At 67.3% G+C, this 16,891-nt stretch carries 6 protein-coding genes; 1 reads left to right on the top strand and 5 read right to left on the bottom strand.

Translation table 11 applies throughout. The features are described 5' to 3' along the window. Positions 1 to 5 precede the first annotated feature (5 nt). On the top strand, positions 6 to 533 hold the full coding sequence (locus tag Rhe02_RS29795) for a MauE/DoxX family redox-associated membrane protein (RefSeq protein ID WP_203911719.1): 528 nt from the start codon (positions 6 to 8) through the stop codon (positions 531 to 533). Here Rhe02_RS29795 and Rhe02_RS29800 read toward each other — a convergent pair. The 5 genes from Rhe02_RS29800 to Rhe02_RS29820 form a co-directional block, all read right to left on the bottom strand. Next, a complete protein-coding gene (locus Rhe02_RS29800) occupies positions 530 to 1,027 on the bottom strand; it encodes a hypothetical protein (protein WP_203911720.1) in 498 nt (165 codons plus the stop codon). The two genes, Rhe02_RS29795 and Rhe02_RS29800, sit on opposite strands and share 4 nt — an antisense overlap. Next, complete coding sequence (locus Rhe02_RS29805; protein ID WP_203911721.1) at positions 1,024 to 12,165, bottom strand: LamG-like jellyroll fold domain-containing protein; 11,142 nt, start codon at positions 12,163 to 12,165, stop codon at positions 1,024 to 1,026. Before Rhe02_RS29805 ends, Rhe02_RS29800 begins: the two co-directional genes overlap by 4 nt. 255 nt (positions 12,166 to 12,420) lie before the next feature. After that, complete coding sequence (locus Rhe02_RS29810) at positions 12,421 to 13,767, bottom strand: hypothetical protein (RefSeq protein WP_203911722.1); 1,347 nt, start codon at positions 13,765 to 13,767, stop codon at positions 12,421 to 12,423. A gap of 8 nt (positions 13,768 to 13,775) precedes the next feature. Further along, positions 13,776 to 14,780 (bottom strand): TAXI family TRAP transporter solute-binding subunit, encoded by a 1,005-nt coding sequence (locus Rhe02_RS29815; protein ID WP_203911723.1) that lies wholly within the window; start codon positions 14,778 to 14,780, stop codon positions 13,776 to 13,778. Continuing rightward, entirely contained in the window at positions 14,777 to 16,801 is a 2,025-nt protein-coding gene (locus Rhe02_RS29820) for a TRAP transporter permease (protein ID WP_203911724.1), read from the bottom strand. The genes Rhe02_RS29815 and Rhe02_RS29820 overlap by 4 nt, the downstream gene beginning before the upstream one ends. Between the last annotated feature and the right edge of the window lie 90 nt (positions 16,802 to 16,891).

Raw genomic sequence — 16,891 nt, forward strand, 5'->3', positions numbered from 1 at the left:
GTGCGGTGACGGCTCTCCTGGTTTTCACGCAATGGCTGATCGGCGCGACCTTCCTGCTGTCGGCACTGTCCAAAGTGGGCAGTGCGACCTCGCTGCGCCTGTTCGCCGAAACCCTTGTCCAGCTGCGCCTTTTTCGCGCGGGCCGGCCTTCGAGGGTCGCCGCGGCGGCGATCGGGCTCGTCGAGGCGCTGGTCGCCATCGTCCTGGTGCCCCTGAGCACAGCCGTCACCCGGCTGGGGTTCCTGCTGGCGATAGGTCTCCTGGCCGCCTTCAGCGCGGTGATCCTTCGATCGTTGCGCCGCCGCGAGCAGGTCGCCTGCCGCTGCTTCGGCGGCTCCGCTCCCGCCGCCTTCAGCGCTGTCCACCTGGTGCGCAACACCGGCCTGCTCGCAGCTGCCGTGACCGGTGCATTGGCCGCAGGTCAGCCCTCCGCACCGTGGGAGGTATGGGTGATCGCGGCCTTGGCCGGCGCGATCTGCGCCTTCATCATCAGCCGCCTCGACGACGTCGTCAGCCTCTTCAAAACCGCCTAGTTTTCGGTGTCGCGGGCGTGTTTCCAGGCGGCTCGCCGTGCCGCGACGATCTCCGGCGCGTCGTAGGAGTAGTAGACGTCCCCGATCGGTTTGGGGCCTTCCGGATCGCGGTTCTGGTCCCAGAGCGTGAAGTGGCTGTGGTGGTCGATCTCGGCCCAGTAGAGGCCACCGGCGATCACGTAGTGGTCGGGCGACCCCTCCTTGAGAAAGAACAGGTGGTTCTCGAACCATATGCGCTGGCCGAGATGGGCCTCCATCTGCGACCTTTCCTCATCGGTGCTTACCCTAAGGGCGAGCGAATCCCACCCGGTCGACAGGCAGATCCGCTGAACGTTGGTGAACAGCAGCTCGAGGGAGGGACCGGGGTCGGCCGGGGGATCCCTGAACTCCCGGCCTCCCCGCAGGAGCATCCAGTGGTGGCCGAGCTCCCATCGAATCAGGTTGAAGTGCCTGTCGTCGATGAGTGGCAACGCGCCTGGCAACCTGCTCGTCATGTCAGTTTCTCCCAGAGTTTGTAGGCGTCGTTCCAGGAGTAGAAGTCTACTTTGTCCATCAATTTGGCATCACCGATGAGGATCAGCTCGATCTGCGTATGCGACAGCTTGGACTTGTCGTTTACGAGGAAGGTGTAATCGAACAGATCGTTGACTTTCGCATCGGGGAACTGGTCCTTTGCCGCCTTCAACGCCAGCCTCGCTTGTTTCAGAGCCTCGGCCGGCCCGCTGCCTGATCCCTTGATGTACTCGAGCATGAAGGAGATCTTGGTCTTGCCGGTGGCCAGGCCCGCGATCGCCTCTTTGACCTGCTCTCGCCAGTTCTCGGCCAGCAGCAGATGCTCTGCGTCCATGTCGAAGGCGAACGCCGACACGGTGATACGGTGGTTGAGGGGTTTTTCGAAGTTGCGGCCGAAGGCCAGGTGCCGCGGGCAGTTGTGCACCAGGACCGCGGAGTCACCGGCCACCACGTAGTAGGTGTGGATCCCCTTCACCGTGAGGTCGTACATCTCCGCTTCGCCGGTCGTCGTCTTCACCGACACGACCGAGCCTTCGCTGAGCGTCGTGCCCGGCTGGAGCCGGCCGGCCTTGGTCCAGGTCTGCTTGTCCACGTTCCAGACCGCATGCGTGCTCGTGGTCTTGAGCACGGAAACCTTGCCTGTCTTGGCATCCTTCACCCGGACCTCGGTGAGGTCGCGGTCCACGTTGCGGTGCAGCTTGACCACTGGCCGGGTGGTCGTCTCCCCGGTCGACGGATCGGTGACCACCACCAGGTCGCCCTCTTTGACCTCGCTGATCGCCTTGAGCGCGCCGCCGGCCATCACCACGGCCGTGCCCGGATCGAAGCTGTGACCACAGGTGGCCACCTGGCGGAACATGCCGCGCACCTTCGAAACCATGTTGGACAAACCGTTGCGGGCGCTGGCCGCCGCGCTGCCCACCCGGGCACGCACCGCGTTGGCCAACCGCGATCCCGCTCCACGCAACGCTTGCAGGCCGACGGTGGCCTTGCCCGCGATGCCCTTGACCAGCGAGCCGACGATCTTCGACCCGCCCAGGCCCCGGAACATCGCGCCGAACGCTTTACCGGTCAGCGGACCGCCGATCAGCCCGGTCAGCCCGCCCAAGAGCACATCACCGGCCAGTTCGGCGCCGGTCTTGCCCTGCATCACGCCGGTGACGAAGGACCCAGCCATGCTGGCGACCACCCCGCAGGCGACGGCCCCGACCCCGGTCCAGCCGATGGCGATGCCACAACCGACACCGACCACGACGCTGACCACGAAACCGGCGATGTCTGCCTTGTGTTCCTTGACCCAGTTCTCCACCGCCGTATAGGCATCGGCGAAGACGCGCGCCGTCTCCTCGGCGAACCGGCCGACATTCTCGATCATGCGTTTGGCGGCGCTGGTCGCGGCATCGTAGGCCCGCTGTGCTTTGTCCGCCGCGGCTTGCGCCAGCTGCCTGGCCGCCTCCGCGGCCCGCTCAGCCTGCTCGCGTGCCCATTGGGCCGCCCGCTCGGCCTGCTCGACCATCCACGATTGGAAGCGGGCAAGACCGTCGATGAGCCGGTCACGCAGGTCGATCATCGCGCCGACGAGTTCCGAGGCGTAGCGGCGCACAATGTCCACCAACATGTTGGCGGCGCTGATCGCCGAGTGGAACATGTTGAGCATCCAGTCGTTGCCGTCGCCCGCGTGGCCGGTCGGGTCGGTCACCGTCAGCGGGTTCCCGTCGCCGTACTGGTAGCGGTTGCCCCGGACGCTGTTCGGCGTCGATTCGAGGCTGACGGTGTCGCGGGAGCCGAACTGCCCGGCGCTCGGCCGGTACCAGCGGCTGTGCATGTTGACCTGGCCGGTGGCCGGATCGGTCCATCCCGACTGATAGCCAAGCGCACCAACGGTTCCGGTCTCCTGGATCACCTGGCCCAGCGGGTCGTAGGAACGCGACGCGGAAAGCGTGGAACCGGTCGAGGTGAACAGGCCCACCACGTCTTGGTGCAGGTCGGTCCAGGCGTAGACGCCGGCGCCGCCCGACTTGACGCCGATCAGCTCCCCGTTCGGCCCGCGGCTGTAGCTGCGGGTGCCGTCGGAGGCCAGCTGGTTGGTGATGCCGGAGTAGGACAGCGCCGCACCCGTCCCGGTGGTCAGCAGCCTGCCCAGCCCGTCGTAGGTGTAGGTCTGGGTGCCCTGGGAGATTTGCTGTCCGTAGGCGTCGAAGGTGGACGGTGTGGTGACGGTGCCGACCGTGCTCCCCGACAGCGTGCCTCGCGGCGTGTAGCTGTAGGAGGTCTGCCCATCGCCGGTGAGCTGATTGCGCTCGTTGTAGGTCAGGACCCGGGAACCTATCTGGGTCCGGTTTCCGGACTTGTCGTAGCCGTAGGACGTGATGGTGGAACCGTTGTCCCATGACGTGAGCCGGTTGGCGAAGTCGTAGGTATAGACGTTGTTCGCCGACCCGGCGAAGCCGGTGGTGGACTTGGCACTCAGGTTGCCGTTGGGGTCGAAGTCATAGGCGATCTTCGCGATCGTCTGCCCCGCCGAGTTCTGGAGGTCATCGACGTCGGGCAGATGCCGTTCGTCGTAGGTGAGTATTCGCTTGTTGCCGGTGGCCGAATAGGTGATCGAGTTCACCTGGGACAGCGAGTTGTAGCCGTAGGTGGAAAGGTTTCCGGTGGACGCGTCGGTCACCGTGGCGAGGCGGCCCACGCTGTCATGGGTGTAGGTGCTCGTCCCGGACGCATCGGTGCGCGACAGCACCTGCCCGTCATCGGAGTAGGTGAAGCTCGACGTTCCCCCCGCACCCGAGGCCGAGGTGAGCAGGCCTCTGTCGTTGTAGGACAGCGAGGTGGTGTTGCCACCCGCGGTCACCGTGCGCAGCCGGCCTTTCAGGTCGTACCCGTAGGAGCGGTTGGCGGTGGACGCGTCCGCGCCCGCGCCGGTCTGCCCGATCAGGCGGTCGGCGTTGTCGTAGGTGTTGGTGATGCTCACACCGCCCGGCGCCGAGCGGGTGGTGACCCGGCCGGCCGCGTCGTAGCCGGTGGTGAAGGTCGCGCCACCGGGCTCCACCTCCGACTCCACCTCGCTCCACGCGTTGTAGGTGGTGATGAAGCGATTGAGCCTGCCGTCGGTGAACCTGGTCCGGGCACCAACCGCGTCGTAGCCGTAGGTGGTGACGATGTTCTCCGTCGGGGAGGTCGGCTCCACCAATCGGGTTACCTGCCCATTGGCGTTGTACTCAAACGATTTCGTGTGCTGACGCGCATCGGTCGCGGTGAGCATCCGGCCGTCGCCGTCGAAGGTCGACGACACCTGGGCCAGCACCGCCCCGGCCGCGTTGAGCTGCTGACGCAGGTTCGGATTGCCTGCGGCGTCGTAGCCGGCCCGCTGCTTGGTCCCGTCGGGCAGCCGCACCTCCACCGGCCGGCCCACGAAATCGTAGGTGGTGATGCTGGCGTTGCCCGCACCATCGGTCACCTTGGTCTGCTCGCCGACCGCGTTGTAGTCGAACGTGGTCGAAGCGCGCCCGGGTGGCGTGGTCGAGGCCAGCCATCCCCCTGGGTGGTAGGCGAAGGATGTGGTGAACGCCGCCGCGGGCGTGCGCTCGAACAACGTCGTGGTGAGCACTCTGCCCATGAAGTCGTAGGTGGCTTCGCGGCGGGCGCCCTCGGGATCGATGCCCGACAGCGGGTCCCCGTTGAGGTTGTAGGCGAACCTGGTGACCCCGGTGTCCGCGGCCGTCATCCGGGCCACCCGGCCCAGCTGGTCGTAAACCTTGGCGGTGATGTGGCCGAGCGGGTCCTCGGTCTCCAGGATCTGGCCGGCGTTGTCGTAACGGATCTGGTGAACCGCAACGATGGGCTGGGTGCCACCCGGCGGCGTGTACGGGGGCAGCGTCACCGAGGACACCTCACCGGCCGGGTTGCGGGCGGTGACGGTCACCCGGCCCTTGGCGTCGCGCCGCTCCACCTCATCACCGAACGTGTCGTAGCCGACGGTGGTCACCGGCAACAGCTGAACCGGGGCGCCGCCGCCCTCCTCGACCTCCGTCGACGGATCGATCTGGACGGCCAGGCTTCCGGCCTCGTCGTATTCGAAGTGCGTCACGTGTCCGGCGGAGTCGGTGACCGAGGTCTGCAGACCGCGCTGGTCCATCGTCCAGGACATGGCCATCGCCGAGCCGCGCACCGACTGCGTGCGTTGCCTGCCCGCGGTGTCATAGGTGGCGTCGATGAACTGCTCGGTGCCGCTTGAGTCGGTGACCCGAGTCGCCAGGACGGTGTCGTCGGGGGCGAAGGTGTAGCTGATGGTCCGGTTCACCCCGGTCGGGTCGAGGGTGAGCGACTGCTGCCGCGAGGCCGCATCCACCGCGATGCTCGTCGTCGTGACCCCGTTGTTGGTGGTCTTGGCGACGAGGTTGCCGGCCGGGTCGTAGCTGCTGGACTCCACCACGAAAACCGCACCGCTGCTCGGGTCCTTGCGGCTGACCGTCGCCGGAAGGTTGTTGTCCCAATAGGTGTAGAGGGTCTGCCAGCCCATGGCGTCGGTGACCGAGGCGAGCCGGCCCGCCTTGTCGTAGGAGCGCGACTGCAGCAACAGGTCCTGCGCCGGCACCGGGTTGTTCGGGTCGCCTGTCCAGTTCTTCATGGTGACCGTGAGCAGTTGCGCTGTCGGATCGTAGGTGTAGGCCATGGTGACCCCGTTCGGGTCAACCTCGGTGACCTTGTTGCCATACGTGTCGTAGGTGAACGTCCTCGACTTGCCGCGGGTGTCGGTGATGCTGGTGAGCTGACCGCGGGTGTTGTAGCCGTTAAGGATGGTGCGCGCGGCGTCGCCGCCGGTGGTGTCGGCCACCGTCTGCGAGGTGACATGGCCGTCGAAGTCATATTCCAGAGTCGCCACCGCGGTGTGGACCGCGCCGGTCACCCGGTTGGTGACCGCGGGGTTGGACTGCTGGGTGAGCCGGCCCGCCTTGTCGTAGTCGAGCAGGGTCACCAGCCCGCCCGGGTAGCTGTCGGAAATCGCGGTCATCGTTTTGACCCGGCCCAGCGGGTCGTAGGTGTACCGCGTTTCCAGGCCCGCCTTGTCCACCGTCGTGGCCACATCACCATTGGGGTGGTAAGAGATGGTCTCCACCGCGCCACCGGGATAGCTGATGCGCCAGGGCAGACCCGCGGGCACCCCGGTCGTGCCGTCGGTGTAGTCGGTGGTGGTGACCCGCGACAGCGGATCGGTCACCGCTGTTCTGTTGCCTCGGGTGTCATAGGTCAGCGTGGTCTTGTAACGGTCGTCCGCCGCCGAGCTGGACCGGCCGTCTCGCATTGTCAACGGCATGTCGTTGCGCGGATCGGGGCTGAGCACCTTCGAGGTCGCGTCCGGGAAATACGTGGTGTAGATGGTGGAACACTTCTCCTCCGACCGATCCTGGCACGTGGTGCGGGCTATGACGTTGCCCCGCACGTCGTGGTCTTCGACCACCAGGTTGCCGTTCGGGTCGAGGGTCGAGCGCAGGAAACCGGCGGTGTCGTAACCGAAACGGGTCCGGCCGCCACGCGCGTCGATCTGCTCGATCTCCCGCCCGCCGGCCGCCATGTCGTACACATGAGTGATGATCTTGTTGGTGGGATCGGTGACCTTCACCGTCTTCATCCGGAAGCCCGGGTTGAGGCCGGTGTCGTCGCCGCTGGATTGGTAGACCCGGCGGAAAAGGAGGTCGCCCTTCTCATCGCCGTCGATGTCACCCGGGGCGAACACCATCTCCTTGTCGAGGAAGTCCTGCACGACGCGCACCGGCGAACCGGTGAGGCCACCGGCCCCGTCTCCCTTGATGTAGTAGACATAACCGGTGCCGCTGTTGCGGTACAGCACGTCGGGCAGCCCGTCGCCGTCGAAGTCGCCCCGCGAATGGATGGGGGTGCGCCCGCCCCAGCCGGTCTGCAGCTGGATCGCGGTGCCCGTCTTCCATCCCCCTGTTCCGTTGCCCTGCAGCAGATACAGCTTGTTGTCGCTGTATTGCCGGTAGAGCACATCGGCCTTGCCGTCGCCGTCGAAGTCACCGGGCGAGAAGATGTCCCGGTTGGACCAGTTGGCGCTGCTGATCTCCACGAAGTTCATGTAGTTCTGGCCGATGCCCGTGGAACGCGAGAGATAGAGCTTGTTGTTGCCGGCATCGCGGAAGATGACGTCGCTGGTGCCGTCGCCGTTGAAGTCGCCGGGCGAGAAGACGTTCTGCTTGGTGTTCCAGCCGGGGGCGAGCAGGGTCCAGTCCGAGTACCCGCCGCCCGAGTCGTCGCTCTGGTACATGTACAGGTAGCCGTCGGTCTCGATGGTGAAATAGTCGTTGGTGCCGTTGTTGAAGATGTCCCCGGCCGGGAACATGGTGAGCACGTCGGAGTGCGCGGCGTCCAGCCCCTTGGCCGAGCCGGTCTCCAGCGCGCCGGTGCCGGTGCCCTTGTACCAGCCGGAGCCGCGCACCATCGGCGTGGAGTTGGCCTTGAATTGCGCCTTCACGTCCGCATCGGTCAACGCGCTCTTGAAGTAGGCGAACTCGGCGATCTGCCCGTTGAAGTAGCCGGTGTTGCCGAAGGTCGACGGTGAACCCGTCCAGGCCCCCGCGCCGACGTAGGCGAAGCTGCCACCGTGCGCGGAGGTGGCGCCATTAAGCGTGCCCACCTTGGCCCCGTCAAGGTAGAGCGACTGCGCGGTGCCGCTGGACGAGAGCACCGCGTGGTGCCACAGGCCGTCGTTGACCTTGCTGGTGCTGGTGATGGGCGCGATCGCACCCGACCAGAAACGCCCGCGCAGTTTGCCGTCGATGCCCACGTAGAGCGCGGGCGTGAAATTCCCGGTCGGGGCGCCGCCCACGGCAGTGTCCTGATAGGAGTAGAGCACGCCTCCGGTCGCCGCCATGCCCGGCACCTTGAACCACAGGCTGACCGAGGTGGGCCCGGTGCTCGGGATGTCCTTGGTGGACAGCCGCAGATAGGAGGAGTTGCCGTTGAACGCCGCCACCGTGGTGTCCGGGAACAGCGCGCCCTTGATGCCCAGACTCACCGAGCTGTAGGTCGATTCGCTGGCATTCACCTCGTTGACCGCGGTCGTCACCCCGGTTTCGGCCATCCGGTAGTAGTCGAACGGATCGGAGGCGAGCACCGTCGAGACATAGGACTGACTGGAGGGCGAAACCGTTGGCTTGCCCAGCTTCCACACCCCGCCGTGCGCGTCGGTCACCTGCGAGACGCTGCCGCTGGTGAGGTCGTAGGAGATGCTCGCGTTCACCGCACCCGATGGTTGAGTGATCTTGTTGAGCAGCTTGGTCGCCTGGTTGGAGCTGAACAGCTGCGCCACCGACTCCCCGCTCAGCGGCTGGTCGAAGTAGGCAAGGTCGGCGATGTTGCCGGTGAACCAGCTGCCCTTACCCAGGTCGCTGCCGTCGGCCGGCGCGTAAGGCTGGTTCGGCCAGCCGCCGCCCAGGACGCCCGCGCCGACATAGGTGCGGCCCAGATGCGCGTCTTCGATGGTGCCGCTCTTCTGTGCCCGCGAAACCCCATCGAGATAGAGCGTCTGGGTCGACCCCGCCCCGCTGAGCACCACGTGATGCCACTGCCCGTCGGCGACATTGACGGTGGTGCGCATGGGATTGTGCACCGAAGGTGTGAACAGCCGGGTCATGAAGTCTGACGTGTAGAAGCTGCAGGTGCCCATCACCAGAGGCTGATCGATCTCCCAGACCTCGTAGGCTTTCGGCCCCCAGCACAGCTGGGACTGCACGTGCTCAATCTCGCCGTCGGGCTTCACCACCCACTTCTGGTCCTGGCCGGTGTCGCAGGCCGACAGCGTGAGCCTGACTCCCAGCGGATTGCCGCCGGCCGCCACGGCCGGCTCCACGCATTTGGTGACGCCCGCCTTGGTGACGGTCAGCCTTTCCTGCGCGTCCAGGGACCACTGCTGCGTCTCGCCGCCGACACACGAACCCAGCTCCAGCCCGGCGCCGTCGACCGGCTGGTCGCCGATGACGTCGACGCACTTGTGCGGTCCGTGCGCGGTCAGCTTGCCCAGCGGGCCGGGACCGTAGCGGGTGGGGAAGCCACCGGTCAGGGTCCCGTCAGATCCCACATACAGCTGGGGGAAGTAGCCGGTGCCGATCTCGTCGGGACCGGTGTAGATGTTGGTGCGGGTCTGTCCTAAAAGGATCGCGCCCGGGGTCGAGGTCTTGAACCACATCGACATTGACCGCTGGCCGCCCGGCGCGAAGGTGGTGCCGAACTCGATGCGGGAGCTGGAACCGTCGAACGCGGCCGAGGTGGCGGTGGATCCCACCAGCGGACCCGGCTGGCCGAACGTCACACCCGTGTACCTGCCGTAGCCGGAGACCACGTTCTCGATCACCGAGTTGTAGGCCTTGTCGCCGCTGGTCTCGTTGAGCCGCCAGTAGGTGCGCGGCCCCAGATTCTGCACTGTGCTTGGATACTGCGGCCCGCTGACATAGGTATAGACGGTGCACTTGGTTGTCGAGGTGGGCGGGCAGACCTTGGTCAGCCTGTCGCCGGTGTAGGTGTAGGTCCACACCGACTCCGAGGTCGCGTCACCGGCCACCAGCGCGTCGGTGCGCACCGTGTCGACGTGTGCCGCCGTGGCGCCACTTGGCGTCACCCAGGTCAACCGCAGCTTCCGGCCCGAGGCGGAGGTCAGCGAGCTCACCCTGCCCGACGTGTACTGCAGCGTCATCTGCCGGCCCTGCGCGTCGGTCACCCGGGTCAGACCGAGCCGGCCCGCCACCGCCGACGGCTCGGTGAACCGATAGCCGGTGCCCTCCTTGTCGATGAGCTCGTAGCCGCCCCCCACGATCTCGGTCAGGGTGGCGAAGCGCCCCGGCGGCGGGGTGTACACGCCATCGGCGTTGCGGCCGAACGTCACCTCCTGGCCATTGGGGTAGGTGATGGTCACGGTCTGCACCTGGTTCGACTCCAGGTCGCGCTTCTCGGTGGCCGCCACATCGACCAGCGTCGACCAGCCGGCGCCGAACCCGGCGGCCTTGCGCGGGTCAAGACTGTTGTAGGAACGGGTAATCGACACCACCGGCCCCACCGACGGAACCTGCACGTCCACCGCGGCGGTGGTGTAGTTGCCGGCCGTGGGCGAGAAGCCCTTGTCGGTGTTCTGGGCCAGCACCGAGGTGACCGAGGGCTGAGTCACCAGCGTGGACAGCAGGTTGATGGTCTGCGACGTCGAGGCCTTGTTGCTGTCGGAGACGATGGCCGTCCACGTGTACACCTCGCCCCAGCGCAGCGCGCCCACCGGGACCTTCCAGTTGTCCTCGCCGATCGGGCCGGAATCGGCGACCTTCACGCCGTCCTTGTTGAAGACGAGGAAGGTGGTCGTCATGGCCTGCGGCCAGTTGTCGGGATCGCGCGCCACGATGCTCAGCAGCGGGGTCAGCGTCGCGGCCTGCGCGCCGTGCTCGGGCAGCTGGCGTTCCACCTGCGGCGCCTGGTTGTCCGCGTAAAGGAGATCGAGGTAGGGCGCCGAGAACTGGTCGAAGTCGATCGACGCGAACCGCTTGGCCGCCATGGGATCGGTGTCCGAAGCGGACAGCGCCAAGCCGTAGTTCGGTTCGCCGCGCGACCAGTCGTTGAAGGTCGACGGGTCCAGCGTGATGTACCACCACTCGCCGATGTCCCCGATCATGCCCGGGTTCTCACACCCCGGGTGGTTGTCCCAGATCTCGAACTCGCCGATCGGTGGCGAGATCTGCGGGCCGGGCCACGCGCCGGTTTGCAGGGTGTTGACGTCCCACGGCTGCAGCACGCGGTGAGCCGTGAACGGGCGGGTTTGGGTGCAGTCGGGCGACCAGTTGTGGAACAGCCACAGGTTGGCGTTGGCCAGCTTCTTGCCGATCAGGGAGGGGCTTCCTGTCCCCCCGGCGAAGTCATTGAAAGCAAGGAAGGTTCGCGACTTTCCGCCCGGGCTGTGCAGGCCGATCGCGAGTGACTCGCCGTTCTGCTCGGCGGCGCCGGTCTGCGTGCTCTCGTCGACGTAGACGTCGGCGTCCTCAATGATCGTGATGGTCGGGTCGACCCGCACCGGGAACTTGCGCGCCGGATCGCGCAGCCACGCCTCGTCTGCGGTGACCCGGATCTGCGCATCGACGACCTCGTAGCGCACGGCGCTGGAGACCGCGCCCTTGGCGTCGATCATCGAGCCCGCGGGAACCGTCGCCACCGCCCGCCCGGCGCTGTCCACAAGCGACAGTGAGCCGTTGCGCTCCGAACGCACCCGCAGGCCCTGCAACCGCCATGGGAACACCCAGGAGGACGCCGCCTGCGGCGAGTGAAGCACCAGCGTCTCGCGCAGGCCGCCGCCGCTGGCCCGCAACTCGACATCGGTGTGCGGCAACATGTCGCGGTAGCGCGCCGTCGCACCGGTGACCTGGGCCGGCACCGCTGCCGCACCCGCCAGCCCGTAACTGATCGACTGGCCGCCCGGCAGCGTCACCGTCGCCAGCTCGGACAGCCCGGTGTAGGAAGGCACGCCTTCGCCGCCGTCGGGCAGCAGCCCCCGGCGCTCGGTCAGCCCGCCGTGCAGGCGCAGCCGCACCGGGCTCGCGTCGACATGCAGCCCGCCGCTCGCGTCGCGTACCAGGGTGGCGTCGATGGGCCGCCAGGTGCCGTCGGGCAGGCGGTAGTTGTGTGGCTTGCTGTACTGCCGCTTGGTCACCGAACCGTCGGCATTGGTGAACACGTCGGTGGTGCGGGTCGCCGCCTCGGCCACCCGGGTGCTGGTCTGCGCATCGAACCCGCGCGTCTCGGCCGGGGTCGTCCACTCAGGACGGTCGGGTGTCTTGGACTCGTAGGCCTCCAGCGCCCCCGCCACTTTGCCCGGCTTGCGCCCGTTGCCGCCATTGGCCCTTGTCGTCTCCGGCGAGGCCTCATGCTCGCCGTCCACCGGGCCGCCGCGCGCCTGACGCGGCCCCGACGGCGGGTCGGCCCAGGCGAATTGCGCCGCCATCGCCCGAAACAGCGACGCCAGCGGGAACTCGCCGCTTCCCTTGGGCTGCGGTGTGCCCAGCGGTATAGCGATAGTCAGCGCCACTGCCGACGCCGTCGCCAAAATGAGGACGCGCGAACGCAATCGCAGCATCGAAGCCCCCGTGATGCCGTCGTGAAAGAGTCGAGCGCCAGTTTTCGCCGACCGCCGAGAAGCCCACAAGTCCGTATCCGTAGCGGATCAACAACGATCCGTATATAAACCCTTCATCGCGGCCGTTGATGCAGGGTCATGCATTAGTCCGGCCTTACCTCTAAAGATTGGCAGTCGGCTGTCCATATTGGAGTGTGAGCTGGCCGGACGCGGTGGGGTTGCCGCAGGGTGACGAAGGCCACTTTTGTTGTGGGGTCAGGTTCTGTCCGCGAACGCCTCGGCCACCAGATGATTGGCGCCCGCCGCCGGGCGGCCGGTCACCTGCCCGTGACGGCAGAGGGTCTGCACCTCGGCCGGGGTGTTCGCGCCGAACAGGCGACAGGCGCCGAACCAGGCCATCAGGTAGGCCTCGCCGCCGTCGCCACGCGCGGTCGCCGGGGCGGGGATGACCCCGGTGTTCAGGTAGGCGAGCACCCGCTGGGCGTGGTGGGCATAAGCTGCCCGCAGGCGGTCACGGGCGTGCGCCTCCAAAGTGTTGCCCTGCGCCAGGATGGTGCGGGCGCCGTGCATCCAGGCGCCCAGGCCCATCGACACGTGACCGAGGTCGCGGGTGCGCTCGGCGTTGGTGCCATTGGGAAACTGGGCTGGATTGATCGGAGTGAGATCGGTGTTGATCTGATTCGCGCTCTCGCCCCAGCCGCCACCCCAATGGTTTCTGGTCGCGCTGATCGACGGAGAGCCGCTGGCGTTGAGCAACGGGCGCACCTTGTTGCCGTCATAGGTGGCGTGATAGATCGACTGCGCGATCCGCTGGTAGAAGTAGGCCTTGGCATCGGCCCACAGCGCCGGGTCGCCCACATAGGCGGCAATGGCCAATTTGGAATCGGCGAAGCTGGCGTGCCAGTTGGGATTGCCGGGCCAATCCATGATCGGGTAGCAGACGCTGACCAGGAATCGCCGGAACCCCGAGTCGCTGTAGCCGATGATGGCCGCGGCCTGGGCGAGGTTGGTCGCGGACCAGCCGGCCACGAGGCGATACTGCTCGACCGAGTCCCATTGGAACGAGGTGACGCCGCGCAGATCGTTGAAGAGCGCGATGACCTTGTTGCGCCGGGCGGCGTTGCCGTCGGTGGCCCACAGCACCGCCTGAACCTTGATGTAGACGGACTCGTCGCGGAACACGTCACGTTCGACACTGCTGATTTCGGGGCCGAACGGCGCGTAGTCACGGTTCACGTTGCCGGCCCAGGAACCGGCCAGCCGGGTGTACTCAGCGGAGCCGGTCGACCAGGCATCGATCTCCGCCCGGGTGTAGACCGGATGCCCGAACCCGCCGGCCGCGGTAGGCCCGCCATCGGTCCCGGCCGCAACAGCCCCGGGCGAACCCGACGGCGCCGGGCTCGGGCTCTGCGACGCGGCCGGGATCTCCTCCAGCGCAGTGCTTTCGGGCTGCGGCGAGCCGAGTGTCACCTCGGCGCCACGGGAGTCCCCGGTGCTGCTCAACGCCAGCACACCCGCGGTCGACGCGCCTGCCAGGACAAGGAGAACGACTCCGCCCCGCACAGCCACCCGCGACCACGCCCACGGCCTCCCGTGTTTCATGTGCTACCTCACTTCGCTGCGTTGAGTGCGTCCAAAGCCTTCTCGGCACCGCGGTTCAGCACCACCGGCGCGGTCTTGCGCGCGACGTCGAGGGTGATGCCACGGGCGGCGCCGTTGACCTTCATCAGCTCCGGCTGCTTGTTATAGAGCGCCTTGGTGAGCACGCACGCCAGGTTGACATCGATGTCGTCTTTGACCAGCAACACGTTGGGTACCACTATCGTCTTGACGTCCGCCTGGGTTTGGTAGACGGCGGCCGGGATGAGGCCTTCCTCGTACACAGGATTAATCTTCTTCATCTCGGTGGTCAAGGCCGCGATGTCGATGAACCTCACCTTGTCCCTGGCCGTGGTGGTGAGGTCGGTGATGCCGGGCGTGGGCAGGCCGCCGGAGAAGAACATGGCGTCGATCGAGCCGTCCTTCATTCCGTCGACCGTCTTGGTCAGGTCGAGGCGCTGAGCGGAGATGTCCTTGTCGGGGTCGAGCCCGGCCGCGCGCAGCACCCGGTTGGCGATGACCTCGGTGCCCGACTTCGGTGAGCCCGTGGAAACCTTCTTGCCCTTCATGTCCGCCACCGTGTTGATGCCGGAGCCGGTGCGCGCCAGCACCTGAGTGGAGTTGCTGTAGATGCGGGCCAGCGCCTGCACGGGCTGCGCCTTGTCGAAGCTTTCCTTGCCCTGCACCGCATCGGCCGCGGTGTCGGCGAGGGAGAACGCGACCTGGTAGTTGCCCGCGACGAGCTGCTGGATGTTCTGCACCGAGGCGCCGGTCTCGGCCGCGGTCGCCTTCACCTTGCCGCCGGTGGCCGCCGAGATCTGCTCGGCATAAGCGTTGCCCAGCGCGAAGTAGACACCGGTCGTGTTGCCGGTGGCGATGCTTATCCGGGTCTCCTTTTCCACGGTGCACGTGATCTGCGCTGCCGTGTCACCCTTCTCGTTCTCCTGCCGCCCACCGCATCCGGTGAGCGCGAGACCGAGGCTGAACACCAATGTGACGGCTATGGACCTGTTCATGCCATCCCCCTCCGATCGATGAAGCTGACAATGGCGGCGCAGGCGAGCAACCCGGCGCCGATCGAAATGCTTATCGGGTGCAGGTACATCAGCAGCAGCCCGGCGCTGGCCGCGATCACCCGCGCCCAGCGGCCGGCCGCGCCGATGCCCAGCACCCAGCCGCCGGTGGCGACGGCGAGCGCTGCCACGCCCAGGCACGCGGCCGCCACCGCCCATCCGATCTGCGACACCGGCCCCCGCCCGAGCAGAGCCTGGCCCGGACCGGTGACCACAAAGGCAAGCGGCACCAGGAAAGCGGGCAGCGTGTAGCGCAGCGTCTCCCACATGGTGCGGATAGGCCGGCCTCCGGTGACGGCGGAAGCGGCGACCGCGGCCAGCGCGGTCGGCGGGGTCGCCTCGGACAGGACCGAGAAGTAGAAGACGAACATGGCCGCGCCCGAAGCCGGCACGCCGAGGTTGAGCAGGGCCGGCCCGATGATGACCCAGCCGATGATGAACGAGGCCGTCACCGGAACAGCCAAACCCAGCAGGATCAGGGCGATCGCGGCGAAGATAGCGGTGAGCACCAGCACCACCGACGGTTGCTCGGAAAGCGCGCGGGCGCCCCGCACCAGCAGGGAGGCGATCTGAGCGCCGAGCCCGGTCTTGGTGGTGACCGCGGTGATGATGCCCGCCGCCGCGCAGATCGCGGCCACCGGCAGCACCGAGCGCACCCCAGCGGCCAAGGCGTCGAAGACCCTGCGCGGAGTGGGCCAATGCCGTCCGTCCAATAGGGACAGTAGGAGAGCGAGTGCCGTGGCGTAGACGACGGAACGCACGGCGCTGACCCCGAGGGCAAGCAACACCACGATGACGGCCAGGGAGCTGAAGTGGTACCCGAAACGCGCCAGCAGCCGCCAAGGCGACCCGGCCGCGACCTCGACTGCGCTTACCCCGAAGCGGCGTGCATCGATCTCGACGGCGAGCAGGATGCCGAGGTAGTACAGCAGGGTGGGGATGGTCGCCCAGCCGAGCACGGTCAGGTACGACACACCCAGGTACTCGGCGACGATGAAAGCGGCGGCGCCCAGCGTCGGCGGGGACAGGATCGCCCCGACCCCCGCGGCGGCGAGCATGCCACCGGCCCGCTCCGGCGGGTAACCGGCGCGGCGCAGGATCGGCCAGGTGACCGCGCCGGTGGCGATGGTGGTGGCCGCGCCCGAGCCGGACACCGTGCCGAGCAGGAACCCCGAAGCCACCGCCGTGCGGCCGGCGGCGCTGCGCGACTTGCGGAAGGCGGCCACGGACAGGTCGACGAAGAACTGGCCCGCGCCCGAAAGCTCAAGCACCGCACCGTAGATGGTGAACAGCACGATGTAGGTGGCCGCGACGTCCAGCGGCGTTCCGTAAAAACCGCTGCCGGAGTTGTAGAACGCGTCGATCAGCTGGTCGAAGTCCAGGCCCGCGTGGGCGATGGACCACGACTGCGGCAGGAGCCCGCCATAGTACCCATAGCCCAGAAACAGCAGGCCCACTATGGGCAGCGCCCACCCGGTGGTACGGCGGCACGCCTCCAGCACCAGCAGGAGCAGGATGGTGCCCATCACCACATCGGCGGCGCTGAGCAGCCCCTGCCGGTCGAGGAAGGCGTCATATCCGCCGCCGAAACCTCCGTCCCCAATGGACACCGGCAGGATCGGATAGGCGCAGACCACCAACGCGGCAACGGCAAGCGCCCAGTCGAGCGCGGTCGGCTTGTCGCCGGTGCTGGCCGCGCGGGACCGGTACACGAGGAAAACAAGCGGCAGCACGCAGGTGAGGAACACCATGAGGTAGAACTGGCTGCCCTGGGCCAGGGGCCAGAAAGCCTGATACAGCACCAGCAGCGCCACCCCGAAGGCCACTGTGGACACCGCCCAGCCCACCCCGCCGGCCAGCGCCCGGGCCGGCTTCTCCGCCGGTTCCTCGACGAAGGCGGGCTCCCGTGCCGTTGCCGGCTCCGGCGGCGCGGCCGTCTCGGATGTCTCGGCATTGGTGGACATGAGTGGAATTTACCGGCAACGGCACCCGGCCGCCATGCTTGCCGCTGACAACCGTCAATGAACAGGCGGCTCGCCGCTTGGAGCGGCGAG

The sequence above is a fragment of the Rhizocola hellebori genome (assembly GCF_016862955.1).
GTDB classification, from domain to species: Bacteria; Actinomycetota; Actinomycetes; order Mycobacteriales; family Micromonosporaceae; genus Rhizocola; species Rhizocola hellebori.